The organism is Bacillus sp. REN10 (assembly GCF_016820555.1).
GTDB lineage: Bacteria > Bacillota > Bacilli > Bacillales > Domibacillaceae > Bacillus_CE.
Genome location: NZ_JADHDW010000002.1, coordinates 71,736 through 98,559 on the forward strand (window position 1 = coordinate 71,736; position 26,824 = coordinate 98,559).

Sequence of the window (26,824 nt, forward strand, 5' to 3'; positions counted from 1 at the left end):
AATTCGGCCTTCCGAGAAAGAATTCGGCCTTCCGAGAAAGAATTCATCCTTTCGGGAAGAAAATAGCCACGGTTGTTCCCTTGCTTACTTCTGAATGGACTTCGACGCTAGCCCCATGAAGATTCGCAATTTGCTTGGCGATGCTCATGCCAAGGCCTGCCCCCTCCGTGCGTTCATCGGTATTTGTTCCGCGATAATAGCGTTCGAATAATTGTTCCATCGTTTCTTCGTCCATACCGACACCATTATCTTGAATTTCAATATTCAAACCATTGGTAGATTGGAAGGCGCGGATGGTGATCGCTGTTCCATTTGGATTATGCTTCATTGCGTTAGAAATTAAATTGTCCATCATGCGCTCAAACCATTTGTGATCGACTTCTATTTCTGCTTTTACTGTTAATGGCTCAAAATGAAAATGGTACTCCTGCAATGTTCGATCATGAATAAATTTAGAAGCGATGGTTTCGAGGAGCTGATTTACTTCGAACGTTTCCTTTGAAAGCTGGAGCCCATTATTTTTTAATTGGAAGGCAAGTGAAAAATCTTCAATTAAATGAAGCATGTATTCTCCCTTTTCACGTATCGTTTGGCCCATTTCTTCCAGTTCTTCTTTTGACCAATTATACTGGCCGCTTTCTAGTAAATGTCCGTATCCTTGAATGGTGGATAGTGGAGTACGCAGGTCATGTGAGATCCCAGTCATCCATTCCTCTCTCGTTTTTTCAAGTTTGGCTCTTTCTTTTATGGACAAATCCAATTTTTCCGCCATTGAATAAAAGGCGTTAATGACTTCTTTGTACAAACGATAGCGAATTTTTATTTTCCCGTTCTTTCGGAAAATTTTCTTTCGTTCTTTTTCTGTCAGTACTTCATCGTATTTTCCTTGTTTCATTCGCTCTAGCCAGCTCGTAAATAGAAGGAGCGGGCGGCCGTAACGGAAGCCGTTCCAAAAAGAGAGGCTAAGTGTAATGAATAAAAAACATGCACCAATTAGTCCAAATCCGACTAATACTTCCTCTAAAATGGATAATTTTTCGTGTTTTTCTTTCTTTTTTGGCGTATGTAAAATCCATGTTTGACGAGAGTGTGGGTCACTATAAGTAGCGGTTGCTGTAGAGTAAGTTCCAGGCGCCATTTTTTGAGATAAAATGTCCAGTGGATCGTACTTATGTTTCTTCATCGGTTTCCCAGCGGCAAAGATGATGTCTCCTTTTTCATCAATGATATGAAGCGATCCGTTGATTTGATTTAATTGCTCCTCTATCCGCTTCTTGTTTGTTTCAGATACGAGCCCTTTGTGACTATATGTTTCTACTAATTTTTTTAATCGGTTTTGCTGCTGATCTTCATAGCCTATAATATAAATCATAGGGTGCTTATATGTATCGTCAATTTCTGCTAACACCGTGTACTCGTGAAATTGTTTTGTTTCTTCTATTTGTAAAATATCATTGACCGTATACTTTTCAGGCAAGGTTGCAGGTGTATTAATGGAGCCGATCACGTTGCCTTTATGGTTAATGATTTGTATCCACATATTTTTTTGCTTTAATCTAGCTTCCCATTTGTCATCGATATGAGCAATGTTATTCTCAATAGTTGTTTCTACAGTAATGTTTTCTAATACGCCTACTGGAAAGTTTTTCTTCACGTCTTCATCGGCTAAATGCTGAAGTAGTAAGAATAGCAGAGCAAAAACGATCACAATAATGGCGATCGTTAAAGTGATGAATTGGATTGAAAAATGAAAGATTAATCGTCTTCTTAATGATTTCATCTTGCGTTCCCATATCCGAGTTTATAACCCAATCCTCGAACTGTAAGTAAATATCGTGGCCGGCTGGGATCCTCTTCAATCCGTTCCCTAATTCGTCTAATATGAACCGGTACTGTATTATCATCGGCATAATGGTTAAAGCCCCAGACAGCCTCTAGTAATTGAGATTTAGAGAATACTTTATTGGGATGTTTACAAAAATAGAGCAACAGTAAATATACTTGAGTTGGACATGAAACAATTTGGCCATCTACTAATAACTCGCCTTTGTCTTCATCGACTAAAAATCTTCCGAAGTCATACTGCCTCTTTTTATTGGCAATAGATACATGTTCAACCGATAAGATTCTGCGGAAATGAGCTTTAATTCTTGCCGCAATTTCTAGGGGGTTAAACGGCTTTGTGACATAGTCATCTCCGCCGATCGCGAATCCTGTTAGTACATCAAGATCAGATACTTTCGCCGTCACAAACAAAATATAGGCATCTGACATTTCCCGGATTTTAGGGCATAATTCAAATCCGCTATAGTCAGGCAGCATCACATCAAGCACGATCAAGTCGATCGATCTTTTTTCTAATATCGCTAGAGCATCAGTCGCTGTATGAGCAGTGTAAATATGTTTAAAGCCTTCTTTACGCAAAACCGTTTCAATCATTTTCACAATTGCTTTTTCGTCATCAACGAGCAAAATGTTTCTTGTTTCCATGTGTATGCACCTCGCTATTCATACTAACATATAAAGATTACGAGAACTTGAACAGATCAGAGAAAATTTATGAAACGTTAATCTGTTGTTTGACTATGAGAAATATTGTTCATGTAAATTTATAGTAACAAATGATGTGAGGAGAATTTGATGGATAAGTATCGAGTTTCAGCAATTGATGGTATGCGAGGCTTTAGTCTGTTAGGGATTTTATTAGCTAATATGCTGATCTTTCAATATGGTATTTGGGGAAAAGATGAAATTGTTTTTTACTCGCTGTCAGCAACGGATACAGCGGCTTATAAACTAGTGAAAGTGTTAGTAGAAGGCAGCTTTATGCCAATCTTTACATTTCTATTCGGCTACTCCATGATTAAAATGAAGGAAAGTTTAGAGCGTAAAGGGGTACCGGTGAAACGGTATTTTATGCGGCGATTCTTCTTTTTGATAGGCGCCGGACTGCTGCACTCTACCTTTTTATGGGAAGGGGATATTCTTTTCTTTTACGGTTTGATGGGTTTCTTTCTTTTGCTGTTTATGAATCGTAGCAAGAAAACATTATTGATTTGGGGAACGGCTTTATTAATCATCATGTCATTTTTAGGATATGGCAATATGGAAGAGTCCGCTCAAGATAAAAAAATCATGGCTGAATATATCGAGAAAACAAAGATCGTGTACAGTAGCGGTAGTTATGTGGATATTATGAATCACCGAAATAACGAGGATCCACTTAATTTGCCGGATGCTTTTTATGTAGTACTATTAATTTTTGCGCCGCTGCTGACTGCCCCGCTGTTTTTATTTGGGATGTTTGCTGCAAAAGTGAATGCATTTGTTTATTTGCAAAAAGAGCGTTTATTGTATGTAAAAGGTGCTATTTTATTCTTGCCAATTGGCATCATATTAAAGATAATTCCACATGTTACTGAATCTAGCTGGAGCGGTGTAGCAGAAATGCTAGGTGCCAGTTTACTAGCTCTCGGATATATTTTCCTATTTGCTCTGTTGTATACAAGGAAGACAAATAAACGATTTTCGGCTGCGTTTGAAAACATCGGCAAGCTATCATTAACGAATTATTTAATGCAGACAGTCATTTGCACAACCATTTTTTATGGGTATGGTTTTGGGTTGTTTGGAAAACTAGGAATGATTTGGGGTATCTTGTTAGCCGTCGTGATTTACGCTTTGCAAGCGATTTGTAGTCATTATTATTTAAAACTATTCAATAGAGGCCCAGTCGAACAATTGTTAAGGATGTGGACGAACTTTTCATGGAATGGTTATGTGAAGGGAAGAAGAGCTTCAATAGAGGAAAAGCTAAAAAAAGCGGAAGGAATGGAAAGTGCCTAAGCGACTAGTCTTTGGATTAATGCTTGCAGCAATGGAGGATTCTTAATTTTTACAGTTATTCCTTTCCAGTTGACTATCACTTATCCCTCATTAACGGGCTGTAAGACCCCCCACCTCAACACGGCAGAAAGAAGCGCAGATGTGTAGGCGGGGGATCAATAGCTCGTAAACGTCCGACCTGTTCAACTAACAATCAGTGGGCGATCCGCTGATTGAAGTTTCACTTTATCGCAAAGACTCGGTTGTGTCTTGGTTATGACAGGGGTTTTTTAGTATCTGATGAATCAGATGCTTTTTTTGTTGGGAAAATGTTTATTTTAGTATAAAATTACACTAGAATTATTGTAATATCATTAAAATTCGCGAAAATATTTAAATGATTTCTCATACAGAAACGTAATGAAGGTGATACATATGGATAAACAGCAAGTAAATGAACTACTATCAGGCAAATTAAAGCTCATCCGCACAGAAAAAGGATATACGCAAGATAAAATGTCAGAAGTGCTGGGCATTTCTAAAAAGACGCTCGTCCAAATTGAAAAAGGGAGAACACTTGCCGGTTGGACAACGGTTGTTGCTTTATGCGCTTTATTTAGGGAAAGCGAAATTCTCCAAGGTTGCCTTGGTGATGATCCGGTAGAGATGGTGGAGACGATTGCTCATACTAGCATTAGTACCCCCAAAGAGAAGACGATGGGAGGGCGAGTTTGGTGGCGAGAAGTTAAGTCTAGTCAAGGGATTCGTTTGCAGCAAAATGTGATTAGTGGTCATTTTCGTATTTTAGATGAGGAAGATTATCGCTTATTTAGTGGATATGACAAGGAAGAAGCGGATCGAGAATGGCAAGCTATTTGTGAAGGTGAGGCAAATAAATGAAAAAGAGAAAACAAAAGACTTTAGCTATTAGTCTCATTCTACTCGTTAGTATCGGTGGCTTAGTTTATGCGTATTTTAAAGGAGTGCCTTGGAAAGAGAAGCAAGTGGCAAGGGAGCTTCAGCAATATCTTGAAGAAAGATATGATGAATCCTTTGTTGTAAAGAGTACGTTTTTTGATGCTAAAGAACGAACATATGGAGCGGTTTTTTCACCAGTTAGGGATCAATCGATGGCTTTTAATGCAAGAAAAGAGTCTAGAGAACGTACATATATGGATGATTATCCAGAAGGCGTATGGCAAAGAGAATTTCAAGAGGATATTGAACCAGCCGTCAGACAACACTTTCCCAATTTAGCAGACTGGTATGTTGGTACAGCTTATGGGCAAAGCGGTGAGCTAGTAAAAGGTCCAAACATCCCGTCCTATCAAGAAGCAGGTGCCTTTATGTGGGTAGAGGTGAATAAAGCAGGAATTTTTAACGATTCACAGCAGCAGTGGGAACAAATTTATCAACTTGTGCATGAAGCACAAAAGCTAACAAGCACAGCGGAAGTATCCTTTTCTTTCGATGAAAAACATGGAAAGAAAGAAGATGTGGAAGTGTATATTTCTTGTATGCCAGCGGAAGCTTTTCAAGTAAAAAGTGTAGAAGATGCGAAAAACGCTTGTGAAGTGACTCGTTTTGATTAGGAACCAATAGCCTGACGGAGCAAGTGTCTGTCAGGCTATAACTAGTAGGAGAATCTCTGTCCTTGAAAGTGAGGAGAATACCAGTTCCAAAATTCAACTTCTCCTATTGTAACGAAGGTGATGAATGGACTATTTTTAAGCTTTAACAGTTCCTTCGTAGGGCCGGTAATTACAATTCCATATGTCTTTACGCCATTTTTCTTTACATACTCGTACCGTTCATTTAATTTTATTTCCTGATTTTCTCCACCATTATAAAATGGTTCGACCCATTTTTGATGCTCCTTTAGTAACTTCATCATTTTGACAGCATCTTCTTCTAGTGTTTCATCGCTATACTCTTCTCTACTTGGATAGAGCTCAATGTTTGAAGCAAATCCAAAAATTTGTTCGCGAATTAAAAAGGGGTCATCTGTTTTTCTCTGATACTCATAGCCGGTATCTAGTGCGTACCAAGTGATGTCATATAAATCTTCGTTTAAAGCTTCTTTATTGATCTCCTTATACACTTCTTCTAATGTCAGCATATGTTTAAAAGAAATAGCCAACTCAGTGACAGTGCCTTCAGGTAGCTTTTCTAACACTCTCCAATATTCTTTTTGAATATCATCTTCTAATTTTTCTTGGTAATCTGGATGAACAAAGGCGAACTGATCTTTCGTGCTACCGTTATTCCATTCAATTGATTGATTTACGAAAGAAAACCGCGCGTTTGTGTGCAACTTTCCAACTGAATGCTGCTCTCTTCCAATCGTTTGTCTTAACTCGGCTACTCGCTGCTGACTAAAGAGTGGACTTATACTCATGGTGCTCGATCCAACCTCCAAACCAGGGTTTAGTGCCTGGAATGCTAGGCTAGATACCGCATTAATTTTCTCTCCACGATCGCCAATTGCGTAATAAGCGGCTGATAACAGACTTCCAACAAGATATACAAACAGAGCAAGACCAATGAAAAAGGAAAGTTGATTCCAACGGTGCTTCCATTTCGCTTTTCGTAAGATGTTCCTTTCGTTTGGCAAAGGGAGTACAGGCTCTTTCTTTTCGGACATATCCATATAACTCTGACAGCGCTGGCATGTTTCAATATGTTTAATCAACTGTTTCTCTTCTTCCTGTGAAAGCTCATCCTTCTTTAGTAAGCTTCGAAAATATGGGCATGAATCTTTTTCCATCATTCTTCTTCCCCCAGTCTTTTTCTTACCTCTTTTCTCGTCCGATGCAAAATGACTTTTACGTTCGCAATGGTCAAGTTTAAAAACCACGAAATTTCCTCATAAGAAAAACCATAATAATCACGCAGTAAAATGGCGTGCCTTTTTGTTAAAGGCAATTGCTGGACAATACGAAGCCAGTTGTTAATTTTAGCTTGAGTCAAAAAGATTTGTTCAGTACTCTGAACGGTTGGCAGCATGGCTTCCGTTATTTCTTGTTGATGCCATTTCTTTTCGCTTCGTGTCCAGTCGATAAATGTGTGATAAGCAATTTTAAATAGCCACGGCTTAGGATTTTCGCCTCGATAACTGTCCAGATGAATATAAGCGCGATAAAAGGTTTCCTGCAAAAGCTCTTCAGTGATATGCCGATTGCGAGAAAGGGAGAGCAGGTAAGCATATAGATCTTGAAAATAAGTGCGATATAAATCTTCAATCGACATTGATCAACCTCCCTTATTAACATAACGGAAAGAAGGAAGAAAAGTTACATTTTTTGAAGAGTTTTCTTTTGGAAATAAAAGAAGAGAAGAGAGCTGTGCTTCTCTTCTCAATTCGTTATTTAAGGTAGGGGTAGTTCCTAAGTCTAGCTGATCAATTAGCAAGCTCCATCTTTTCCGCCTGCTTGATCATGTCTTCTACTGTTAAATCCGGATGCATCGGCATCAACACATAACGTAAGCCATCTTCATCCCAGCTGACGGAATTAATTTCTTCCATGACTTCGGCTTTATGTCCGCGTACTGTAGGGCCATCTTCATTTAATTCACCATCTTTTCCTTCAGGTGTCGGGAAAATACTCAATGAAACATAAGGTTCTTCGTCTTTTTTATATTCAATATTAACTTCTGTCCGGTTAATTTCGCCTTTTAATTCATCCGCTGTAATAGAAGCGATTTGAGCAATGTCTTCAGGGAAGAGAAGAAATGGTTTGCCTAGCGCTTTTTCCGCTTCTTCTATAGTAGTTGTACTCGGCTGCATATCTTCCATAGAGTCTACTTTCACTCCTTTAGGAATGTCTAAAGTGAATGTATCCTCCTTGAAAGAAGGAGAGAAGTCTACATTTTTGTAAGTTGTTTCTGTACGTATATCTTCAGTGACCATCGTTGTTTTTAATACAAACCACGTTTTTTGATCAATCCAAAGGTCTGTTTCTCCGATTAACGTATTTTTAGACTTTGGTTCTAATTTTAAATGCTGAGTTTTAGTACCATTAATTTCTTCTTCTCCTACGACTTTTTTGTCATGGGTTTTTTTCATCGCATCGAGCATGGTAAGCACTTGGTCTTTTGGCGACATGTTATTTGCTGCTTCTTCTGTCATATCCATGCTGAGAGCTTTTCCTGTTGCTTCGTCATACACAAGAACTTGTTTGCCGTCATTGAGGGCTATCGCTTTTTTCTTTGTCATTTCATTTTCGGTGATCACCTTTTTTTGGCCGTCTTTGTTGGAAAATTCTTTTACAGTGGCATGCTCGATTAACTTGTCACCTTCAAACACCTTCAAACACCTTCAAACACCTTCAAACACCTTCATTTCCATATCGGCACTATAGGAATCAGGTGTTTGCTCCGATTCGATGACATTGGCAATCAATTCATCAGCTGAGGCTGTTACGTTATTTGAACATCCAGTCATCGAGCCTAACATAATAACGGCGCTTAAGCCCATCATTGTCCATGTGTGTTTTTTCATCATTATCAACCTTTCAATTAATTAATATTTGTCTTTAGTGAACAAGCAATGAGTGTTCCGTATCCTGGTTCTGACCAGAGGGCAATGGAACCGCCATGCTGTTCAATGAGCATTTTGACAATGCTTAAGCCAAGTCCTGAGCTTCCTTTTGCTCGAGCATCATCACCTTGAACGAACGGTTCAAAGATTTTATTTTGCAGTGAGTAGGGAATAGCTAGACCTTCATTTTGAATTATTAAGATGGTTCGGTCTTTTCTCCATGCGTCAAGCTTTGGAGCGATTGGATGAAACACCCAGTCCGGAAGAGGGCAGTGAGTTTCGATGGCTGCTAGCCCAATTTGTCGATGTTCGTTCGTGTGACGGATGGCATTTGCCATCAGGTTGTCCATAATTCTCATCATTTGTTTTGGGTCCACTCGATAACTGCTATGTATCTGTTGTTCAGTTAGCAAAGTAATTCTTTTACGCGTACATTGTTCTTCATAGCCGGACAATAACATGTCGAAAAATTCTTCCCCATCTACTTCAACAAGATTTAATGTCGTCTTTGCTGATTGCAAAGACGTGTAAACCGATAAATCATCGAGTATTTGCTTCATGTATGCCATTTTGTCGAATAGAATTTGTCTGTACTCCTCCTTTTCGGTCTCTGTTAATGCTTGGTTATTTTGCAATGCTTCCGTATACGTTTGAATCGTGGTGAGCGGTGTCTTTAAATCATGAGAGAGCGAAGCGACAATGAATTCTTTTTCTTGCTGCTGCTTGTTCAAAAGACGATTGGAGTCATTGATCTTTTCTCTCATTTGATTAAAATGTGTGATTAATTCACCGATCTCATCTTTATTGGCATACAAGGTATTTTTGATGTCTTTTCCATCAGCAAATGCCGTCATTTGAATACTCAGCTTTTTTAACGGCTTGTTCAATTTGCGATTGACCAATAATAGAATGACTGTATAAAGAATCACGATAAACAAAGCTAGTGATGCTGTCAAAATAAATGTACGATATTTAACACCTTCCACCCAATGATCCCGCCCGATCGTTATTTCATAAAGCCCGATAAGTTCTCCATTATGAAATAACGTTTTTTTGATCGTGTAGGAACGCGACTTTTTTTGCAACTCATTTACATGTTGGTATAATTTTTGGCGGTCTACAAAACTAGCATTTGTTGTCGTTGGCTTCATCGATTCATACAAGACTAGGCCGTCTGGTCGGTAAAGAGAGATCTTCTGGCTGGCGTTAGTTAGTTTTTTCAGTGATTCATAATATTCAGGTGTATGAAGCTGATATAAATAAGGATCTTGCAAATGTGGCTCGATGGTAGCGATTTGATTCTCCAATTCAAAGTGTTCCTTCATAAACAGATTTTCATGATAGCTGTTTAAGCTGATATACAAAAGGTAAAGAGCGATGATAGGAAGGAGCATCGCTGCAAGAAAAACACCCATGAGCCAATATTTAATTTTCATGATAGCGGTTCTCCAATAAAGCGGTATCCTTCTCCCCATACTGTTTGAATAAATTTAGCGGAACGGCTGTTATCTGAGAGTTTCGTTCGCAAAGATTTAATGTGAACAGTGACCGTATTGTTGGCGTCAATGTTTTCTTGTTGCCATATCCATTGATAGAGATCTTGCTTAGCAAAGGTTTGAAAGGGATGTTTCACAAATAGAAAAAACAACTCCTTTTCTTTGGCTGTTAAAAGTAGAGGTTTACCTTGCAAATAAACGGCTTGTTTCGTGAAATCAACTGCTAGTCCGTCGCGATATTCTACACGGTTTTGTTTAGTGGATTGTTGATTAAAGCGACGATATCTTCTCAAATGGGATCGAATACGAGCACTTAATTTCTCCAAGCTAAACGGTTTCGTTACATAGTCATCTGCCCCGAGACCTAGCCCTTTGATTTTGCTGTCATCTTCATGTCGAGCACTAATGATTAATAACGGGATATCGCTTTCAAGACGAATGGCTTCACATAATGTGTAGCCATCCATTTCTGGAAGCATTAAGTCAGCCAATACTAGGCTGTATGACTCTTGGCGAAAATCCTTCATGCCCTCTTTTCCAGTAGAAGCCCATGTCACATAATAGCCTTCTTGACGCAAATGATCAGAAACAATACGAGCAATTTCATAATCATCTTCCACCAATAATATTTTTTCTTGTTGCTCCATCGTTTGAACCTTCTTTCTGTTTCTATTGTAAGAAAAATCATCCATCACCTTTCAAATTTAATATTCTCTTAATAATTTATAAGAATATTGATTTTTTCTTGAAAAACTCTACTACAATAATAACAGCCTTCTCTTAACAACTTACAACTCATTTAGGTTTGGTCAATAGGGATAATAGGGAAAAAATCAGTATATATTAGAATAGATATGAAACAGAGTGAACGGTGTATGGGCATAAATGAAAGACGCAACAATAAAAATTCCCGAAAATAAAGGAGGGATTTATATGCGCGTATTAGTATTAGGAGCAGGTTTAATGGGGAAGGAAGTAGCCAGAGATTTAGTGAAAAGTGAACGAGTGTTGAAGGTGACGCTTGCTGATATGGATATGGAAAAAGCGAAAAAAATATGTAGCGTTTTACAATCAGCGAAGCTCGAAGTGGCGTTTGTCAATGCGAAAAAAGAGGAGCAGTTGCTTCATATCATGAAACGGCATGATATTGTCGTCAATGCTCTTTTTTACTCTTTTAATGAAAGTGTGGCAAAGGCAGCGATTTCTGCTGGTGTGCATTGTGTGGATTTGGGCGGTCATATCGGTCATGCGACAGAACGGGTTTTACAGCTGAATAATGAAGCAAAAGCAGCGGGAGTAACCATCATTCCCGATCTAGGGGTGGCCCCGGGAGCGATTAACATTTTATCAGGCTATGGAGCAAGTCGATTGGATAAAGTCCAACAGATCAAATTATATGTAGGTGGGATTCCGTTAAGACCTAAACCTCCTCTTGAGTATAATCATGTATTTTCGATGGAAGGGGTATTGGATCATTATACGGATCCATCCTTTATTATTAGGGATGGCAAGAAGCAAGAGATTGACTCTTTATCAGAAGTGGAGCCGGTTTATTTTGATAAATTCGGTCCACTTGAAGCATTTCACACAGCTGGAGGCACATCGACGCTCGCTTATTCTTATCCTGATTTAGATTGTTTAGAATATAAAACGATTCGCTATCCTGGGCATGCGGAGAAATTTCAATTGCTTGTCGATTTGAACTTAACGCGCAATGATTATTTTGTTGAAATCAACGGTCAGCAAGTAAGACCTAGAGATGTCTTCTTGAAGGTGCTTGCCCCGATTGTAGATTTAAAGGGCGGGGAAGATGTAGTCTTGTTAAGCGTATTAACAATGGGAGAGAAGAAAGGACAAACAACTAGTTATCGTTATGAAATGATTACTTATAAAGATCAAGAGAATAATGTAACCGCAATGGCACAGGCTACCGCCAATACGATTTCTATTGTGGCGCAAATGATTGGTGAAGGGATCATCACGAAACGTGGAGTCTGCCCTCCAGAGCAAATCGTTCCCGGAGCGTTATATATTAAAGAAATGGAAAAGCGAGGAGTGCTGATTAAGGAACAGATCAATCATCATTAACAAATCTCAATAGGAAGAGAGCTGACTTCTAAAAAAAATCAGCTCTCTCCTACTTAAAGAGTTGAGCGCCTTCTTTGTCGTTCTCCTCCTTTTATTTTTGCTTTTACTTTAATATCATCCAACGTTAAGCTGTCTGTCGTTAAAGGAACTTGCCCATTGTGCTGTATTTTTTTCCATGCTTGAACATTATCGCGATATAAAACTTCAGATAGTCGAAAAAGGTCAGAATCTGTTTTCAATCCTTCCTTATATGTTTCCAATATTTCTTGCTTTAATACTTTCGCAGCTTTTTTCTCGATCTTCTTTATACTTTTATCCGTGGGGATTTCTCTTAATAAGATAGTGGCATCTATCGACATGTTAAAGTGAACGTTCTCTTCCTTTACGACTGGTTTGGTTTTGACTTTGACTTTGTCGACTAGTAAACTGATGTCCACCTCCTCTACTGTTATGCTTACCTCCTCCCGTTTTAAATCTTTATTCAACCATCTTAACCCTCGCATTTTTGGGTAATAGATAATATCCTTTAATCTTTTTTCTGTTATGGAAGCCACCCCATCTAATTGGACAGCTGTTTTCATCTTTTCGTCAGATTTCCATGTCTTTCTCACCAATCTGACGTATGGAATCACTGCTTGATGTGGAGGTTCATTCAATGCTATCAATGCTTCTCTCATGTCAACAGGCTTAATAAATGAGCTTTGTTTATATGATGGTTCAGGTGTACTTAATTTAGAATACACGGTTGATGATTTTAAAGGAGGCAGTGTTGTCATAATATTAAATAGCGGCTCTTTCGTGGCGAAAATATACGTTCCATATCTCGTTTCACGGTAGCGGTCAAATAAATCAATGGTTGCTTCTAACCCTTTATTTTTTAATGCTTTGTCTGTAAAAATAAAAAAGGATAAGTGGCCCCAAAATAAACGGCGCTGAGAGGAACGGTAAATATCAAACACCGCTTCATTGACTGTTTTTCCTTTGCCGCGCCCAACAACAACATTCGATTGGGATATCCCGCTTGTGGATTCAGATTTCGCCAGTAAGCCAGGGTTAATCACTTGCAAGTAAACGATGAATTCGCCGTTTTTATAATCGACACCTAGTCCTTCAATGTATACCATTCGTTCAGGTTCATTGGCATCCCAGCAGCCAGCTAAAGGCAGGATCAATAATAGACAAATGATCAATATACTACACTGCTTCATCAGGATTCTCCTTGTTTAGTTGCATCTCTAGGATTGGTGGCGTTAGGACGCTTATTATCCAATTTAGCTGGCAACTTAAGTACTGCTTTCAATGTGTTTTTGAAACTCATCTTACTGGCAATTTGTAAATAGGGAACGCCGAAAGAGTGAAATTTAGCGATATATGTCCCTATAAAGAAGAGGGAAACAAAGAAACCAAATAAGCCGAAAAAAGCGACTACTATAATTACCCCAAAACGAATTAAAGAGACGGTTCCTACTAATGATTGATTGACCAATGTAAAGGTAGCAATCGTTGATGCGGCTATAACTACTAGCATCGCTGGACTGGTTAATCCTGCTCGGATAGCGGCATCGCCAATAATTAATCCTCCAATGACACTCAATGTCTGTCCGATTGCTAGCGGCAGTCTCATGCCTGCTTCGCGAAACACCTCAAATAAAATCAGCATTAAAAAAGCTTCTGCTGCTGTTGGTAAAGGTACTCCTCGCCTCGATTCAATGACGGTAGCTAATAAAGTGAAAGGAATTTGATTTTGATGAAAGGCTGTTAATGCGACCCAAAACCCTGGGAGAAATGTTGCCGTAGAAATGCCTAGCACTCTCATTAACCGTTCAAAGGAGTTATATATATAACTGGATTCGCTATCTTCGGCCGTTTTTAATAAGAAAAATAAGTTGACGGGCGTAATATAAGCAAAGGCTACCCCATCAATGAGAATAATAAAGCGACCGCTTAGCAATGACTGTACGGCAAAATCAGGTCGGCCTGTATAACTATGTCTAGGGAAGAAAGCAAACGCATGATCATCGTTCATTAATTCTTCGAGTTGAGTGCCACTATATAAGCTGTCGATATCTATAGAAGAAATTTTCGCTTTTATATCGTTTAATACTTGTTCGCCGACAATATCTTCTATATAAAGCAGAGAAATTTTTGTTTTTGAGCGTGTTCCCACCTCAAATTGCTCGCTTCTGAGACTGGTAGTGCGCAATCGTTTTCGAATTAATGCATGGTTCACGGTAATATCTTCAATAAAATTATCCCGCGGACCTTTGATCGAAATTTCCATATTGGAGTCTTCTGTACTTCGTTGCGGCCGATCTGATACATCTACTGAATAAATGACTGTACCTGAGCAGAAAATGAGCAACAACTTGCCTAAGAAAATCTCTGTCTCAGCTTTTTCACTACTGTTAATCATTTGTAAGGTAGGAAGCTGGAGTGCCTGTAACGCTTCTTCAGTAAATTCGTTAGGTGGGTTTTGTAAAAAACTCTCTAATTTCTTAGGCACAGTTTTATAAAGCATATCGGTGCTAACTAATCCCGTACAATAGACGAGGGTGACCGACTCTTTATGAAATTGCAGATTAGAAAAAGTTACATCCGAACAATGTTTAAATGTATCCCTTAATGTTTGTTCATTAAATGTTGAGGTTGCAGGCTTTTTTTTAATGAGTTCATCAAGTTTTTGAGATTTCTTAAACTTCATTGGATGTCCTCCGTTTTCGTAGAGTTTGAATCGCAACAAGTGCACTAATTAAGATCGAAAAGCTAAAGAAGAAGCAAAAGGTAGTCGGCAATATGTATGTTCGTAAATAATAATTAAATTGAAAGTCTGAAATAGGCACAATAACAATGAAAGCAATGATAAATAAAAAAAGAAACAAGATCAGGTTTTTTCTTTGTATACTACTTGGCAACAGTTCTTTGATTAAAAAGAGCAGGAGCGAAATACGAATAAACACGCCGGAAAGCCATTGATAGATGGAGAGAAAGTCCACATGTTCAACAAAATTTCCGATGGAGACAAGCGCCCATTCTTCAAATGGAGGAAACCTTTGTATTGTGGCTTCTCTTGGACCAAACTCTATAAGGGCCCCAATGAGAGGACCAAGTGTTAATCCTGTTAATAGAAGAATGGTGATGGAAAAATGCCGAAACTTTAACGGGTTATTTAATTTATGCTGCAATAAAAGAAAAATAAAAATCTCCACCATGCCAGAAGCTTGAAAAATAATTCCGTTCAGAACAGGTCGGATACCATGTTCAAGCATAGGCAGCAGTAATGAATGATTTTTAAACTTGATATTTGCTGTTGCCACGAAGAAACCGAAGATGATGATAAAAAACAACAGAAAAATATTTATTCTATTAAGGGTTTGCATACTTTCTTTCGCTAAATACCAACAGATGAACAGAAACATGATAGTCAAAATCCAAGTCGGTGTCTCAGGTAAATAAGCGATTTTTGTCCAACTCATTGTTTCTCTTAAAGAAATGCCGCACATAAAAAGTAAATAGAGAACGAAGAGCAAGATAACAAAATTTGTTGCTTTATTCCCGATCGTTTGGGAAAGCCATTCCATAAGTGGTTGATTATTTGTTTTTTTATGAACAAAAAATATTAACAGCACCCAAATAAATGTCAGTACCATTGTTATAATTACAGTTATCCAAGCATCTCTCCCCGCTGAGGAGATTAATGGAGAAATCGCAAAAACATGATTTTTTAATCCAATGCATGTCATAGCAAGTAGGATTAATTGAAATGGAGTGATCGTGTCTGATTTATAAATAGTAACCACCTACAAAATGTTTGATGGGGATAGTTTTTACCAGAAAGGATGAAATATGTATCAAAAAACATTTGTATATCCATTCAGAATTCAAATAATTTTCTAATTAAAATCTAAGATTATCTATTTTCAAAAAATAAATTTATGTTAAACTAAAGAAGATTTGTTATGAACATTACATAAAGAACGGGAGAGAAATGGTTCTCTTTTTCATTTCTTACATTCAATAGGAGAAAGGTGATAGCATTGATTACAGAAAATTTAGAAGTTACAACAAAAAATTATATTGCAGGTGAGTGGCAGGAGCTTCAAGGAGAGAGTGTAGCTGTCTATAATCCATCTAATACTTCTGAGAAAGTAGGAGAGATGCGCTTTTCAACAGAAGAGCAAGCGTTTGAAGCGGTAGCGGCTGCTCGCGAAGCGTTGCCTGCTTGGAAGAAGAAATCCGGAAGTGAAAAAGCAGCTATTTTATACAAAATGGCTGAAGTACTTGAGAAATCAGTTGAAAAAGTTGCTTCATTAGCTAGCCGTGAAATGGGAAAACCAATTGGCGAAATGCGTGGAGAAGTCATGCGCGGTGTGAACTTACTTCGTTTCTATGCAGCGGAAGGAGTTCGTCCTGATGGACAATTAATCCCTTCAAGTGAGCAAAATGTCGTTCAATATTCTAGAAGAGTTCCGCTTGGAGTTGTGGCGATTATTACGCCATGGAACTTCCCAGTAGCGATTCCGATTTGGAAAATCGCTCCTGCCCTTATTTGCGGCAATACGGTTGTATGGAAGCCAGCAGAACAGGGTGTATTAACAGCTACATTATTAATGGAAGTATTTGAAGAAGCGAACTTACCAAAAGGCGTATTAAACTTAGTCATCGGTAAAGGGCGAGTTGTCGGGAATGTATTGCTAGAAAAAGCGGAAATTGACGCAGTTAGCTTTACAGGTTCTACGGCGACAGGTAAGCGTGTAGCTGCTTCATGTGCACAGCGCAACATTAAATATCAAACAGAAATGGGCGGGAAAAATGCGGCGATCGTGTTAAAAGATGCTGATTTAGAAAAAGCTGTCCCAATTATTTTAGGCGGTGCTTTCCGTTCAGCTGGCCAAAAATGTACAGCAACGAGCCGAATGATTGTGGAAAAAGCGATTTATCCACAGTTTATTGAGGCGCTTCAAAAAGCTTTAAGTGAAGTGGTTGTAAGTGAAGCGAGCGAGAACCCATATTTAGGTCCAGTTGCTTCTAAAAGCCAATATGAGACAGTTTCTGAATATGTAGATTTGGCTCGTAAAGAAGCAAATGTGATCGGAGAAGGTCCGCTACAAACAGATAAGCAAGGTTACTTTATTCAACCAATCGTTGTTGATGGCATCACAGCCGAGCATCGTCTATTCCAAGAAGAAATCTTTGGTCCAGTGGCGGCAGTCGTGCAAGTAGAGGACTTTGAAGAAGCAATTAATGTGTGTAACGATTCATTGTACGGATTAAGTGCAGCTATTTTTACAAATGACATGAATAAAGCAATGCGTTTCCTTGATGAGGTAGACGCTGGAATGGTACGCGTGAATCAAGAAACATCTGGCGTAGAATACCAAGCTCCATTCGGCGGAATGAAATGGTCTAGCTCCCACACAAGAGAACAAGGACAAGCGGCGTTAGATTTCTATTCTCAAGTGAAAACTTGTGCGATTAAATATCAACTATAAGAAAGAAAACTCCAGGCTTCCGAGTCTGGGGTTTTCTTATTTCCACTCATTTTATCTGAACGTCTTTCTCACGATGAACATGAAATCATTTTCATACATATGATAACAGTGCCTAGAAAGGAGGAGTTCACTTTGACAAACTATCAGCAATTTATAACAGAGGCGAAACAATGGTGCCGTGAGCAAAAAGGAGAAGTAGAAGCGGAACGATTAACAAGATGGGAAGAGCAGCTAGCTGAATTGGAGACAGTGGTTGACCAACAGTTACGGCAAATGAAAATGGCTGCTTTATATAGAGAATGGGACGAGTGGTATCATCATTTCAATAAGGAAAGAAATGAATTTCATCGTGTTCCGATAGGTGTTCATAAGCTTCCGCCACTACCATATCGATACGATGCGTTAGAGCCTTATATTGATGAAGCGACGATGAGGCTCCACCATGATATTCATCATCAAAGCTACGTTGATGGGTTAAACAAGGCGGAAAAGGAAATGGAGAAAGCGAGAAAAAAGAATGACTATGCCTTGATCAAACATTGGGAAAGAGAAGCGGCTTTCAATGGAGCCGGTCATTATTTACATTCAATTTTTTGGAAAGTAATGTGTCCAAAAGGTGGCGGCCAACCTACCGGTGAGCTGGAGCGAGAAATTAAACATTCTTTTGGTGGATTCTCTTCTTTTAAAAATCATTTTTCCGCAGCTGCTGAAAAGGTGGAGGGATCTGGCTGGGCCATCCTTATTTGGTCGCGACAGGCGAAGCGCCTCGAAATTCTCCAAGCGGAAAAACATCAAAATCTCAGTCAATGGGATGTTATTCCTTTACTTGTTCTTGATGTGTGGGAGCATGCTTATTATTTAAAGTATCAGTCGAAGAGAAAAGAGTACATTGATAATTGGTGGAATGTTGTTTGTTGGGATGAGGTAGCAAAGCGATTAGCCGAGGCGAAAAAATAAAACGTGAATCTTTTAAAATTTTATTTTATAATGGAGAAAAAATATGAAAACTGCTAGAGGTGCCTAATAATGGCTGAGAGAAAAACGGGTGTTTTTCAACTCTTTGAACCTGATCTGGATGATGCCAGCGTAGGGAAGTAGTGGATGAATGTTGAGTTCATGAACTATTGCCGGATCCAGGTTTGATTGGATCCGGCTTTTTGAGTTTGAAAAGGGAGTGTTTGAATGAATCATGTGAATAAATTAACTTATATGGCCGTATTTGTCGCTATTGCTACTTATACTTCTGCTCTTATTTGGTTTCCAGCGGGAGTTGCGAAAGCCTATCCTATTCAACATGCGATAAACGTGATTGCAGGGGTGTTATTTGGGCCTGTTCCGGCAGTCTTGATCGCTTTTGTTACGAGCCTGCTTAGAAATTTAATAGGAACAGGCTCGTTGCTTGCTTTTCCTGGAAGTATGATTGGTGCCTTTTTTGCTGGTTATCTTTATCAAAAAACGAACCGAATGTGGACAGCTCCTCTCGGTGAAGTGATAGGAACAGGGATGCTTGCTTCACTATTTGCTGTTCCTTATGCCAAAATCTTTATGGGAACGACAGTTGGTGCCTTTTTCTTCTTACCGCCTTTTCTTGTAAGCAGTCTGTCTGGGGCAGTCATCGGCCTTTTGTTAGTGAAGCGACTTGTGAAATTAAAGGTATGGAAAAAGACTATTGCCAGCGAAGGGCAACAGTAAGATGACAGCAATTCGTACTTCCTGTTTTCGAGCTTAATTCAAGATGGATGCTATCGGGATTGAACGAGATGGTTGCTTTAGATGTGACGCCTGCCGATTTGATTAATCGTTCTACTTCCTTTTGATTGGCTTGCTGGGCGGCATTCATCACTTGATAAGCAAAACCGGGGGAATCAGAAAGCTTATTTACTAGTAAAGTTGTTTCCCTTAATAAATTTTTCATTGATTGAGCCGATTGCTTAAACAAAGTGACATTGACTTGCGGGTACACTCGTTCGTGAAGAGCTGGATAGTACAGATAACCGTGATATAAGTAGTGATTTGGATAGGAAGGATACATTGTCCATTATTCCTCCTAATGATTGATTTTCTATAATATACGAGCAAGAAGGATATAAGTGACTGGTAACGCAACATTCGAAATCTATTGAAGATTGTGTTTCGTTGTGGTAAAACTAAGACAAGTTCAATTAAATAAGGTTCACCACTAGGGGTGCTTTTGAAAGCTGAGAGAGGCTCATTGTCTTAACCCTTATAACCTGAACTAGGTAATACTAGCGGAGGGAAGCGGTGTTGTAACGATGAGTATCTACTATGTGGTAGAGGACTATGTATTTTTTACAGCTGCTTCTTTTCTAAGAAGTGGCTTTTTGTATTTGGAGGTGAAACACATGGGAAAAAATATAGAGTTTCTAATGAAGCAAGTGGAAGATCGACAGGAGGAACTCATCTCCCTTTTAAAAAAATTGATTACTTATCAAACGCCAGCGCCCCCAGCTAGAAATACGAAAGAGGCTCAACAGTATATTGCCAATTTGTTGAAAGACTTAGGATTTTCAGTTGATATGTGGGACATCTATCCTAATGATCCGAATGTTGTCGGTACATTAAAGGGAAGAGATGGAGAGAATTACAAAAGCTTAATTATTAATGGTCATATAGATGTGGCTGAAGTAAATGATGATGAAGCTTGGGAAACAGGGGCATTTGATCCTGTTGTGAAGGATGGAGCGATTATTGGTCGAGGGGCTGCCGATATGAAAGGCGGGTTGGCAGGCGCTTTATTTGCGATTCAATTGCTGAATGAAGCGGGAATTCAGCTTCCTGGTGATTTGATTTTTCAATCAGTTATTGGTGAGGAAGTTGGAGAAGCCGGTACGTTGGAGTGTTGCAAACGTGGATATAAAGCGGATTTTGCGGTTGTGGTAGATACAAGTGATTTGCATATCCAAGGTCAAGGGGGAGTGATCACTGGCTGGATCACATTAAAGAGCAAACAGACGTATCACGATGCAACAAGAAGAAAGATGATTCATGCGGGCGGTCGTTTACATGCGGCTAGTACGATTGAAAAAATGATGAAGGTTATTGAAGGGTTGCAGGAGCTAGAACGGCATTGGGCAGTCATGAAAAGTTATCCGGGATTCCTGCCAGGAACCAATACAATTAACCCTGCTGTGATCGAAGGAGGGCGTCATGCCGCTTTTGTTGCTGACGAATGTCGCCTTTGGATTACCGTTCATTACTATCCGAACGAAACATATGAGCAAGTTGCAAAAGAAGTGGAAGACCATATTAGAATAGTGGCAAAGAGTGACTTATGGCTGCGAAACAATCCCCCGATATTTGAGTGGGGAGGAACATCGATGATTGAAGATCGAGGAGAAATCTTCCCTTCTTTTGAGGTCGATCCCAACCATCCAGCTGTTCATACATTGATGCATTCACATGAAAGTGTTTTCACTCAATCGCCAGTTTTAGATGTATCACCAACTGTTACAGACGGTGGTTGGCTTGCCGATGCTGGGATTCCGACGGCTCTTTACGGTCCTGGCGATTTAGAAAATGCTCACTCAGTCAATGAGCAATTATCGATTGATCAGCTGATTCAATTTACAAAGGTCATGATTCGTTTTATTTACCAGTGGGGACATACGAAAAAGTAGTTATAAAATGCATAAATTAATCATTCAAGGAGTGGAGAACAATGAAATTTAGTGAACGATTACATGAGAAATTACAGCCGATTTGGAGACGAAATCATAATCACCCTTTTGTAAAAGGAATGGGCGATGGAACGCTCGATCAAGAAAAATTTCGCTTTTATATGGTTCAAGATTATTTGTATTTAATTGATTATGCAAAAGTGTTTGCTTTAGGGGCAGTGAAAGCGAATGATTTAGCAACGATGGGTAAATTTGCTGCTTTATTAGATTCGACGCTTAATATGGAAATGGAGCTTCATCGTCAATATGCCGCTCGCTTTGGGATATCAAAAGAGGAATTAGAACAGGCTCAGCCTTCTCCGATTACACTTGCTTATAATCATTATATGCTATCTGTTAGTCAAACAGGCGGTTTACCAGAAGTATTAGCTGCTGTATTACCTTGTGCATGGAGCTATTGGGAAATTGGTAAAGAATTAAACGAAATTCCAGGAGCAAGTGAGCATGAGTTTTATGGTAACTGGATTCAAATGTATAGCTCGGAGGAATTTGGTCAGTTGGCCATGTGGTGTATCGACCTTCTTGATCAACATACAGAAGGAAAAACAGAAGCAGAACTGGATAAACTAGAAGAAATTTTCTTAAATACAACTCGCTTTGAATATATGTTCTGGGACATGGCCTACAAGGAAGAGATGTGGCCGGGGAATGAATAAGCCCGTATTAACGTTTCAAGATGTGACCTTTTCGTATGATCAAAAGGGCGCCATTCTTAATGGCTTAAATGTGCAAGTATTCGATCGGGAGTTTATTAGTATTGTCGGAGCAAGCGGTTCAGGGAAAAGCACGCTGTTTCGATTAATTACTGGCTTGGAACAACCTGACAAAGGAAAAATCTTCATTAATGAGAAAGAACATGCGAGTCGATTAGGACAAGTTGGTTATATGCCGCAGCAAGATTTATTAATGCCGTGGCGAACGATTTTAGAAAATGCAGCCCTTCCGCTTGAAGTAAAAGGAATGGGTAAAGGGGAATCACGAGATCGAGTACTTCCTATGCTTGAGGAATTTGGCTTAAAGGGTGTGGAAAGTCGTTACCCAGGTGAATTGTCCGGAGGGATGAGGCAACGAGTTTCTTTTTTGCGAGCTGTACTAAGTGGTTCGAATGTACTTTTGTTGGATGAGCCGTTTAGTGCATTGGATGCCATTACGAGACTGTCGATGCAAGAATGGCTGCTGGCTCAATGGGAAAAGCGAAAAACGACGGTCCTTTTCATTACGCATGATGTGAATGAGGCGTTATTTTTATCTGATCGTATTTTTATTTTCACTGAAACGCCTGTACAGCAATTAAAAGAAGTCAAGGTGGCCTTGCCAAGACCTAGAAGTTTACGGGACTTAAATGATCCGATGATTCTTGAGATGAAAGATCAATTAATTGAACAGCTACGCAAGAAGGTGACAACATGAAACAGAGTAAGGAATGGATGCCTGCTGCGTTTGTCATATTCGTCTTTTTACTGGTTTGGGAAGTTGTGGCTCGCTCGATGCAGATGGTGTTTATTTTACCGCCGCCAACCGGTATTATTTCTAAGCTGTGGGAGTTAAAAGTCCCGCTTTTTACCGAGCATTTACCGGCTACTTTGTTAATTATTGCGATCGGGCTTTCGATCTCTATTGTGTTTGGTGTTGGATTGGCGGTTTGGATGAACGTCAGTCAATCAGCAGAGAGAGCTTTTTATCCAATCATTATCTCTTCACAAATGATTCCAGTTATTGCCCTCGCTCCGATCTTTATTTTGTGGTTTGGCTATACAATTTGGAGCAAGGTTGTAGTAACGGTATTGATCACCTTTTTTCCGATTACCGTCAGCACGTTTGACGGTTTGCGTTCAAGCAGTAAAGAGTTGAAAGAACTGCTGTTAACGATGGGGGCTAGGAAAAAAGAGATTTTCTTTAAACTAAGTGTTCCTTCGGCTTTGCCTTATTTTTATTCAGGATTAAAAGTGGCGGTGACATTAAGCGTCATCGGGGCAGCAATTGGGGAATGGCTAGGAGCTCAAGCAGGACTAGGCTACTTTAGCCGGAGGATGATGACGCAGTTTGATGGAGCGGCTGTGTTTGCGCCGATTGTTTTATTATCAGCAGTTGGAATTATGATGTTTACGATTGTAAAAATGTTAGAAAAACGATCATTAAAATGGAGGAAAACGGAATGAAGAAATGGTTATTAGTTGCCGTTAGCGTTATTTTAGCAGCGATGCTGACAGCGTGCGGTTCAAAAGAAAAAGAAGAGAAGACGGCCGCTTCAAATGAAAAGAAAAAAGAATTGAAGGATGTCAGCATTATGCTTGATTGGTATCCGAATGCTGTACATAGCTTTTTATACGTAGCACAAGAAAAGGGCTATTTTGAAGAGGAAGGGATTGATCTGGATATTCAGTTTCCAGCCAATCCAACCGACCCTATTCAATTAGCGGCTGTTAATAAAGTGACACTTGGTATTTCTTATCAGCCGGATGTCGTGATGGCGCGTACAGATCAAAATATCGCCGTAAAATCGGTAGGTGCCATTGTTCGCTCCCCATTAAATCGAGTGATGTTTCCAAAAGACAGCGAGATTCAAACACCGAAAGATTTAGAAGGAAAAACGGTTGGGTTTTCGGGTATTCCTTTAAATGAGGCAATTATTGATACGATGGTGCAGCATGATAAAGGTGATTCAAAGAAAGTCAAAATGGTCGATGTTGGCTTTGAGTTAAATGCGGCTGTTGTCAGCAAAAAAGCAGATGCAGTCGTTGGTGCCTATATTAATCATGAAGTGCCATTATTAAAGTATGAAGGATTTGAAACTCGCAATTTTGATCCTTCAAAATATGGTGTTCCGAACTTTTATGAGCTCGTTGCTGTAACAAGTGATCAAACATGGAATGAGCAACAAGATGTCATTCAAGCATTTTGGCGAGCAGCTGAGAAAGGGTTCGAATTTACGGAGAAAAATCCGGATGAGGCCCTGCAAATTTTATTAAGTAAACAAGATGAAGCGAACTTCCCGCTGATCGAAGAAGTAGAAAAGCAAAGCCTTGAGATTCTTTTACCAAAAATGACATCGGAACATGGATTTGGTAGTCAGGAAAAAACATCTTGGGAAGAAACAAGCAAGTGGATGAAAGAAGCTGGGCTCATTAAGAAGGACCCGAACATCGATGAGTTGTTTGTCAATATTTCTGAGTGAAATCAATAAAGCGGAAAGGATGTTAACAGCATGGACAAATCTAGCATTGGAAAGACATTGATAAAATTGCGTGAGAAACAACCGCTTATTCATAACATTACGAATGTGGTCGTCACGAATTTTACCGCAAATGGATTATTGGCATTAGGTGCATCTCCAGTGATGGCGTATGCGAAAGAAGAAGTTGCGGACATGGCGAGGATTGCCGGTGCGCTAGTTTTGAATATTGGTACATTGGATGAGGAGAAAGTGGAAGCGATGATCATCGCTGGGAAAGCCGCCAATGAAGCAGGTGTGCCTGTTATTTTTGATCCAGTAGGTGCTGGAGCGACGGCCTATCGAACAGAAGCATCACGCAAAATTGTTCGTGAAGTAAACGTAGCAGTTATTCGAGGGAATGCTGCGGAGATTGCTCATGTGACAGGGCATAAATGGGAGATTAAAGGTGTTGACGCGAAAGAAGGGCAAGGAGATACTGTTCAATTAGCGCAAGAAGCGGCGAAAAGCTTAGGAACGTCGATTGTCATTACAGGTAAGATGGATGTCATTACAGATGGAGCAACGACCTATTTAGTTCATAATGGTGACGTGATGTTAACAAAAGTGACGGGAGCTGGCTGTTTATTAACTTCTGTGATCGGAGCTTTTGCTGCGGTAGAAAAAAATGTACTATCTGCAGCGTTATCAGCTGTTGTCACTTATGGTGTGGCAGCTGAACAAGCGATTCAAATGAGTGGAGAGAAAGGCCCGGGAACTTTTCAAATCGAACTTTTAAACAGCTTGTCAAAAGTGACAGAAGAGCAGATTGAATCAGCAGCTGTATTTGAAGAAAGACAATTATTTGAGGTGAATCAACATGACAGTATATAAAGCGTTGACGATTGCTGGGTCAGATAGCGGTGGAGGAGCGGGAATACAAGCGGATTTAAAAACGTTTCAAGAACTTGAAGTGTACGGAATGTCTGCTTTGACCGCTGTCACGGCTCAAAATACATTAGGTGTTCATGGTGTATACCCTTTATCTATTGAAGCCGTTGAAAAACAGATTGAGGCTATTGGAGAAGATATGGGAACAGATGCTTTAAAAACTGGGATGTTATTCAGCGGTGAAATCATTCGAGCGGTTGCAAAGCAAATTGAAAAGTACGGTTGGGAAAAAGTTGTCATTGATCCAGTGATGATCGCTAAAGGGGGAGCATCTTTATTACAAGAAGAGGCGATTCAAGCAATGAAAGAAGTATTGCTTCCGCGTGCGCTCGTTATTACGCCTAACATACCTGAAGCTGAGGTGCTGGCGGATATGACGATTGATACTCTCGAAGATCGTAAAATAGCCGCCGAAAAATTATATCATGCCGGTGTGAAGAATGTTGTCATAAAAGGCGGACATGCGAATGATGGAGAGGAATTAATCAATCTTTTATTCGACGGCAGCCAGTTTACTTATGTCAAAAATTCGCGAATTTCCACCAAAAACACACATGGAACAGGCTGCACATTTGCAGCAGCCATGACGGCTGAATTAGCAAAAGGTCAAACGGTGCAACAAGCAGTAGAAACTGCGTCCGCTTTCGTTCATGCAGCGATTGAACATGATTTACATATTGGCAGCGGTCATGGACCGACTAATCATTGGGCGTTTAAAAAGGGGCATCAGTAAATGGCACAGTTAAGACAACAGTTGAAAGTATACTTCATTATGGGGACGGCCAATAGTAAGATGCCTCTTCTAGAAACATTAAAAGAGGCTATTAAAGGTGGCATTACGATGTTTCAATTTCGTGAAAAAGGGGATAGAGCTTTAATAGGGGAGGAAAAGCTTCAACTTGCGAAAGAGTTACAAGCTATTTGCCGACAACATAACATCCCCTTCATTGTGAATGATGATATTGATTTGGCCATTCAATTAAATGCAGATGGTGTTCATATTGGCCAGGATGACGAAAAAGTAGCTGTCGTTCGTAAGAAATTTCCAAATAAAATTATTGGCGTGTCCGCTCACACGATCGAAGAAGTAGAGGCCGCCATTAAAGATGGAGCCGATTATTTAGGAATAGGACCAGTATTCCCTACAAACACAAAAGCAGACGCGAAAGAAGTCCAAGGAACGAAATTGATTGAAGAGATTCGTGCAAAAGGGCTGGCTATTCCGATTGTAGGTATTGGTGGAATAACTGCTGAAAATGCAGCAGCAGTTATTCGTGCAGGAGCGGATGGAGTTTCGGTGATTACAGCAATTAGCCGACACTCGTCTCCGGCTATCGCGGCGCAACAATTATCCCTTGCAGTTAGAAATAGGTAGAATTAGGTGGCTGTTGTTTACAAAAACCTTTATTTTTCATATGTTATTGTATATGATTGGTAGGAGGTTAAAAAAATGACAAGCCGTCCTAAAAAAAAGAAGTCAGGCTGTGGATGCGGACGAAAGAGAAAAGTATCTAACAATAAAACAAGCACAAATCAAATAAAAAAATAATACTATTTAGCTCTCATATAGGCTGCTCCAAACATCA

At 39.5% G+C, this 26,824-nt stretch carries 27 protein-coding genes and 2 riboswitches; of the genes, 15 read left to right on the forward strand and 12 right to left on the reverse strand.

The window, feature by feature from the left end; all coding sequences use genetic code 11:
* Positions 1-43 precede the first annotated feature (43 nt).
* A complete protein-coding gene (locus tag IRB43_RS03630; RefSeq protein WP_203362086.1) occupies positions 44-1,780 on the reverse strand; it encodes a sensor histidine kinase in 1,737 nt (578 codons plus the stop codon).
* Entirely contained in the window at positions 1,777-2,490 is a 714-nt protein-coding gene (locus IRB43_RS03635) for a response regulator transcription factor (protein ID WP_203362087.1), read from the reverse strand. The genes IRB43_RS03630 and IRB43_RS03635 overlap by 4 nt, the downstream gene beginning before the upstream one ends.
* Positions 2,491-2,640: 150 nt before the next feature.
* Here IRB43_RS03635 and IRB43_RS03640 point away from each other — a divergent pair, with 150 nt between their 5' ends.
* The 3 genes from IRB43_RS03640 (at position 2,641) to IRB43_RS03650 (ending at position 5,417) form a co-directional block, all read left to right on the forward strand.
* Positions 2,641-3,846: a DUF418 domain-containing protein gene (locus IRB43_RS03640; protein WP_203362088.1), complete on the forward strand. Its 1,206-nt coding sequence runs from the start codon at positions 2,641-2,643 to the stop codon at positions 3,844-3,846.
* 414 nt (positions 3,847-4,260) lie between these two features.
* The gene (locus IRB43_RS03645) at positions 4,261-4,725 is read left to right on the forward strand and encodes a helix-turn-helix transcriptional regulator (protein WP_203362089.1); all 465 of its coding nucleotides are present in this window, start codon (positions 4,261-4,263) and stop codon (positions 4,723-4,725) included.
* Positions 4,722-5,417 carry a YfjL-like protein gene (locus IRB43_RS03650; protein WP_203362090.1) on the forward strand — a complete coding sequence of 232 codons (696 nt, stop codon included), beginning with the start codon at positions 4,722-4,724 and terminating at the stop codon, positions 5,415-5,417. Before IRB43_RS03645 ends, IRB43_RS03650 begins: the two co-directional genes overlap by 4 nt.
* A gap of 41 nt (positions 5,418-5,458) precedes the next feature.
* Here IRB43_RS03650 and IRB43_RS03655 read toward each other — a convergent pair whose 3' ends face one another.
* The 6 genes from IRB43_RS03655 to IRB43_RS03680 all read right to left on the reverse strand — a co-directional run bounded on the left by IRB43_RS03655 (position 5,459) and on the right by IRB43_RS03680 (position 10,508).
* A complete protein-coding gene (locus tag IRB43_RS03655; protein ID WP_203362091.1) occupies positions 5,459-6,595 on the reverse strand; it encodes an anti-sigma factor in 1,137 nt (378 codons plus the stop codon).
* Positions 6,592-7,074 carry an RNA polymerase sigma factor gene (locus IRB43_RS03660; protein ID WP_203362092.1) on the reverse strand — a complete coding sequence of 161 codons (483 nt, stop codon included), beginning with the start codon at positions 7,072-7,074 and terminating at the stop codon, positions 6,592-6,594. The genes IRB43_RS03655 and IRB43_RS03660 overlap by 4 nt, the downstream gene beginning before the upstream one ends.
* 151 nt (positions 7,075-7,225) lie before the next feature.
* On the reverse strand, positions 7,226-8,131 hold the full coding sequence (locus IRB43_RS03665) for a LolA family protein (RefSeq protein ID WP_343070803.1): 906 nt from the start codon (positions 8,129-8,131) through the stop codon (positions 7,226-7,228).
* 12 nt (positions 8,132-8,143) lie between these two features.
* On the reverse strand, positions 8,144-8,326 hold the full coding sequence (locus tag IRB43_RS03670; protein WP_203362094.1) for a hypothetical protein: 183 nt from the start codon (positions 8,324-8,326) through the stop codon (positions 8,144-8,146).
* A 17-nt stretch (positions 8,327-8,343) separates the two neighbouring features.
* Entirely contained in the window at positions 8,344-9,801 is a 1,458-nt protein-coding gene (locus IRB43_RS03675; RefSeq protein ID WP_203362095.1) for a HAMP domain-containing sensor histidine kinase, read from the reverse strand.
* Entirely contained in the window at positions 9,798-10,508 is a 711-nt protein-coding gene (locus IRB43_RS03680; protein ID WP_203362096.1) for a response regulator transcription factor, read from the reverse strand. Before IRB43_RS03680 ends, IRB43_RS03675 begins: the two co-directional genes overlap by 4 nt.
* Before the next feature lie 286 nt (positions 10,509-10,794).
* On the opposite strand from IRB43_RS03680, the gene IRB43_RS03685 reads away from it, so the two are divergent.
* A complete protein-coding gene (locus IRB43_RS03685; protein WP_203362097.1) occupies positions 10,795-11,949 on the forward strand; it encodes a saccharopine dehydrogenase family protein in 1,155 nt (384 codons plus the stop codon).
* 53 nt (positions 11,950-12,002) lie between these two features.
* On the opposite strand, the gene IRB43_RS03690 is transcribed toward IRB43_RS03685, so the two are convergent.
* Genes IRB43_RS03690 through IRB43_RS03700 form a run of 3 tightly spaced genes read right to left on the reverse strand, consistent with a single transcriptional unit; the run spans position 12,003 to position 15,746 of the window.
* A complete protein-coding gene (locus tag IRB43_RS03690; protein WP_203362098.1) occupies positions 12,003-13,157 on the reverse strand; it encodes a Ger(x)C family spore germination protein in 1,155 nt (384 codons plus the stop codon).
* Positions 13,157-14,650 (reverse strand): spore germination protein, encoded by a 1,494-nt coding sequence (locus IRB43_RS03695; RefSeq protein ID WP_203362099.1) that lies wholly within the window; start codon positions 14,648-14,650, stop codon positions 13,157-13,159. Before IRB43_RS03695 ends, IRB43_RS03690 begins: the two co-directional genes overlap by 1 nt.
* On the reverse strand, positions 14,640-15,746 hold the full coding sequence (locus tag IRB43_RS03700; RefSeq protein WP_343070795.1) for a GerAB/ArcD/ProY family transporter: 1,107 nt from the start codon (positions 15,744-15,746) through the stop codon (positions 14,640-14,642). Before IRB43_RS03700 ends, IRB43_RS03695 begins: the two co-directional genes overlap by 11 nt.
* A gap of 237 nt (positions 15,747-15,983) precedes the next feature.
* Between IRB43_RS03700 and IRB43_RS03705 the strand changes: the two genes are divergently transcribed.
* The 3 genes from IRB43_RS03705 to thiW all read left to right on the forward strand — a co-directional run bounded on the left by IRB43_RS03705 (position 15,984) and on the right by thiW (position 19,130).
* Entirely contained in the window at positions 15,984-17,438 is a 1,455-nt protein-coding gene (locus IRB43_RS03705) for an aldehyde dehydrogenase family protein (RefSeq protein ID WP_238941794.1), read from the forward strand.
* A 99-nt stretch (positions 17,439-17,537) separates the two neighbouring features.
* On the forward strand, positions 17,538-18,395 hold the full coding sequence (locus IRB43_RS03710; protein WP_203362100.1) for a superoxide dismutase: 858 nt from the start codon (positions 17,538-17,540) through the stop codon (positions 18,393-18,395).
* A 45-nt stretch (positions 18,396-18,440) separates the two neighbouring features.
* Positions 18,441-18,548: riboswitch (TPP riboswitch) on the forward strand.
* Positions 18,549-18,620: 72 nt separating this feature from the next.
* Positions 18,621-19,130: an energy coupling factor transporter S component ThiW gene (gene thiW, locus IRB43_RS03715; protein WP_203362101.1), complete on the forward strand. Its 510-nt coding sequence runs from the start codon at positions 18,621-18,623 to the stop codon at positions 19,128-19,130.
* Here thiW and IRB43_RS03720 read toward each other — a convergent pair.
* Positions 19,105-19,470 (reverse strand): YuzC family spore coat inner layer protein, encoded by a 366-nt coding sequence (locus IRB43_RS03720; protein ID WP_203362102.1) that lies wholly within the window; start codon positions 19,468-19,470, stop codon positions 19,105-19,107. The genes thiW and IRB43_RS03720 overlap by 26 nt on opposite strands.
* A 139-nt stretch (positions 19,471-19,609) precedes the next feature.
* A riboswitch (TPP riboswitch) is annotated at positions 19,610-19,713 on the forward strand.
* A gap of 88 nt (positions 19,714-19,801) precedes the next feature.
* On the opposite strand from IRB43_RS03720, the gene IRB43_RS03725 reads away from it, so the two are divergent.
* From IRB43_RS03725 to thiE, 8 genes are read left to right on the forward strand one after another with little or no spacing between them, the layout of a single operon-like run.
* Positions 19,802-21,076 carry an acetylornithine deacetylase gene (locus tag IRB43_RS03725; RefSeq protein WP_203362103.1) on the forward strand — a complete coding sequence of 425 codons (1,275 nt, stop codon included), beginning with the start codon at positions 19,802-19,804 and terminating at the stop codon, positions 21,074-21,076.
* Between the two features lie 41 nt (positions 21,077-21,117).
* On the forward strand, positions 21,118-21,792 hold the full coding sequence (tenA, locus tag IRB43_RS03730) for a thiaminase II (RefSeq protein ID WP_203362104.1): 675 nt from the start codon (positions 21,118-21,120) through the stop codon (positions 21,790-21,792).
* A complete protein-coding gene (locus IRB43_RS03735) occupies positions 21,785-22,546 on the forward strand; it encodes an ABC transporter ATP-binding protein (RefSeq protein ID WP_203362105.1) in 762 nt (253 codons plus the stop codon). The genes tenA and IRB43_RS03735 overlap by 8 nt, the downstream gene beginning before the upstream one ends.
* Positions 22,543-23,295: an ABC transporter permease gene (locus IRB43_RS03740; RefSeq protein ID WP_203362106.1), complete on the forward strand. Its 753-nt coding sequence runs from the start codon at positions 22,543-22,545 to the stop codon at positions 23,293-23,295. The genes IRB43_RS03735 and IRB43_RS03740 overlap by 4 nt, the downstream gene beginning before the upstream one ends.
* Positions 23,292-24,311 carry an ABC transporter substrate-binding protein gene (locus IRB43_RS03745; protein ID WP_203362107.1) on the forward strand — a complete coding sequence of 340 codons (1,020 nt, stop codon included), beginning with the start codon at positions 23,292-23,294 and terminating at the stop codon, positions 24,309-24,311. Before IRB43_RS03740 ends, IRB43_RS03745 begins: the two co-directional genes overlap by 4 nt.
* A gap of 30 nt (positions 24,312-24,341) precedes the next feature.
* A complete protein-coding gene (thiM, locus tag IRB43_RS03750) occupies positions 24,342-25,181 on the forward strand; it encodes a hydroxyethylthiazole kinase (protein WP_203362108.1) in 840 nt (279 codons plus the stop codon).
* On the forward strand, positions 25,168-25,971 hold the full coding sequence (gene thiD / locus IRB43_RS03755; protein WP_203362109.1) for a bifunctional hydroxymethylpyrimidine kinase/phosphomethylpyrimidine kinase: 804 nt from the start codon (positions 25,168-25,170) through the stop codon (positions 25,969-25,971). Before thiM ends, thiD begins: the two co-directional genes overlap by 14 nt.
* Positions 25,972-26,613, forward strand: a complete 642-nt coding sequence (thiE, locus tag IRB43_RS03760) for a thiamine phosphate synthase (RefSeq protein WP_203362110.1) — start codon at positions 25,972-25,974, stop codon at positions 26,611-26,613.
* The last annotated feature ends 211 nt before the right edge of the window (positions 26,614-26,824 follow it).

Bases quoted from the DNA above. Each gene is read 5' to 3' on its own strand.
- IRB43_RS03630 (WP_203362086.1), bottom strand. From the start codon at position 1,780: ATGAAATCATTAAGAAGACGATTAATCTTTCATTTTTCAATCCAATTC.
- IRB43_RS03635 (WP_203362087.1), bottom strand. From the start codon at position 2,490: ATGGAAACAAGAAACATTTTGCTCGTTGATGACGAAAAAGCAATTGTG.
- IRB43_RS03640 (WP_203362088.1), top strand. From the start codon at position 2,641: ATGGATAAGTATCGAGTTTCAGCAATTGATGGTATGCGAGGCTTTAGT.
- IRB43_RS03645 (WP_203362089.1), top strand. From the start codon at position 4,261: ATGGATAAACAGCAAGTAAATGAACTACTATCAGGCAAATTAAAGCTC.
- IRB43_RS03650 (WP_203362090.1), top strand. From the start codon at position 4,722: ATGAAAAAGAGAAAACAAAAGACTTTAGCTATTAGTCTCATTCTACTC.
- IRB43_RS03655 (WP_203362091.1), bottom strand. From the start codon at position 6,595: ATGATGGAAAAAGATTCATGCCCATATTTTCGAAGCTTACTAAAGAAG.
- IRB43_RS03660 (WP_203362092.1), bottom strand. From the start codon at position 7,074: ATGTCGATTGAAGATTTATATCGCACTTATTTTCAAGATCTATATGCT.
- IRB43_RS03670 (WP_203362094.1), bottom strand. From the start codon at position 8,326: ATGAAAAAACACACATGGACAATGATGGGCTTAAGCGCCGTTATTATG.
- IRB43_RS03675 (WP_203362095.1), bottom strand. From the start codon at position 9,801: ATGAAAATTAAATATTGGCTCATGGGTGTTTTTCTTGCAGCGATGCTC.
- IRB43_RS03680 (WP_203362096.1), bottom strand. From the start codon at position 10,508: ATGGAGCAACAAGAAAAAATATTATTGGTGGAAGATGATTATGAAATT.
- IRB43_RS03685 (WP_203362097.1), top strand. From the start codon at position 10,795: ATGCGCGTATTAGTATTAGGAGCAGGTTTAATGGGGAAGGAAGTAGCC.
- IRB43_RS03690 (WP_203362098.1), bottom strand. From the start codon at position 13,157: ATGAAGCAGTGTAGTATATTGATCATTTGTCTATTATTGATCCTGCCT.
- IRB43_RS03695 (WP_203362099.1), bottom strand. From the start codon at position 14,650: ATGAAGTTTAAGAAATCTCAAAAACTTGATGAACTCATTAAAAAAAAG.
- IRB43_RS03710 (WP_203362100.1), top strand. From the start codon at position 17,538: ATGATAACAGTGCCTAGAAAGGAGGAGTTCACTTTGACAAACTATCAG.
- thiW (WP_203362101.1), top strand. From the start codon at position 18,621: ATGAATCATGTGAATAAATTAACTTATATGGCCGTATTTGTCGCTATT.
- IRB43_RS03720 (WP_203362102.1), bottom strand. From the start codon at position 19,470: ATGTATCCTTCCTATCCAAATCACTACTTATATCACGGTTATCTGTAC.
- IRB43_RS03725 (WP_203362103.1), top strand. From the start codon at position 19,802: ATGGGAAAAAATATAGAGTTTCTAATGAAGCAAGTGGAAGATCGACAG.
- tenA (WP_203362104.1), top strand. From the start codon at position 21,118: ATGAAATTTAGTGAACGATTACATGAGAAATTACAGCCGATTTGGAGA.
- IRB43_RS03735 (WP_203362105.1), top strand. From the start codon at position 21,785: ATGAATAAGCCCGTATTAACGTTTCAAGATGTGACCTTTTCGTATGAT.
- IRB43_RS03740 (WP_203362106.1), top strand. From the start codon at position 22,543: ATGAAACAGAGTAAGGAATGGATGCCTGCTGCGTTTGTCATATTCGTC.
- IRB43_RS03745 (WP_203362107.1), top strand. From the start codon at position 23,292: ATGAAGAAATGGTTATTAGTTGCCGTTAGCGTTATTTTAGCAGCGATG.
- thiM (WP_203362108.1), top strand. From the start codon at position 24,342: ATGGACAAATCTAGCATTGGAAAGACATTGATAAAATTGCGTGAGAAA.
- thiD (WP_203362109.1), top strand. From the start codon at position 25,168: ATGACAGTATATAAAGCGTTGACGATTGCTGGGTCAGATAGCGGTGGA.
- thiE (WP_203362110.1), top strand. From the start codon at position 25,972: ATGGCACAGTTAAGACAACAGTTGAAAGTATACTTCATTATGGGGACG.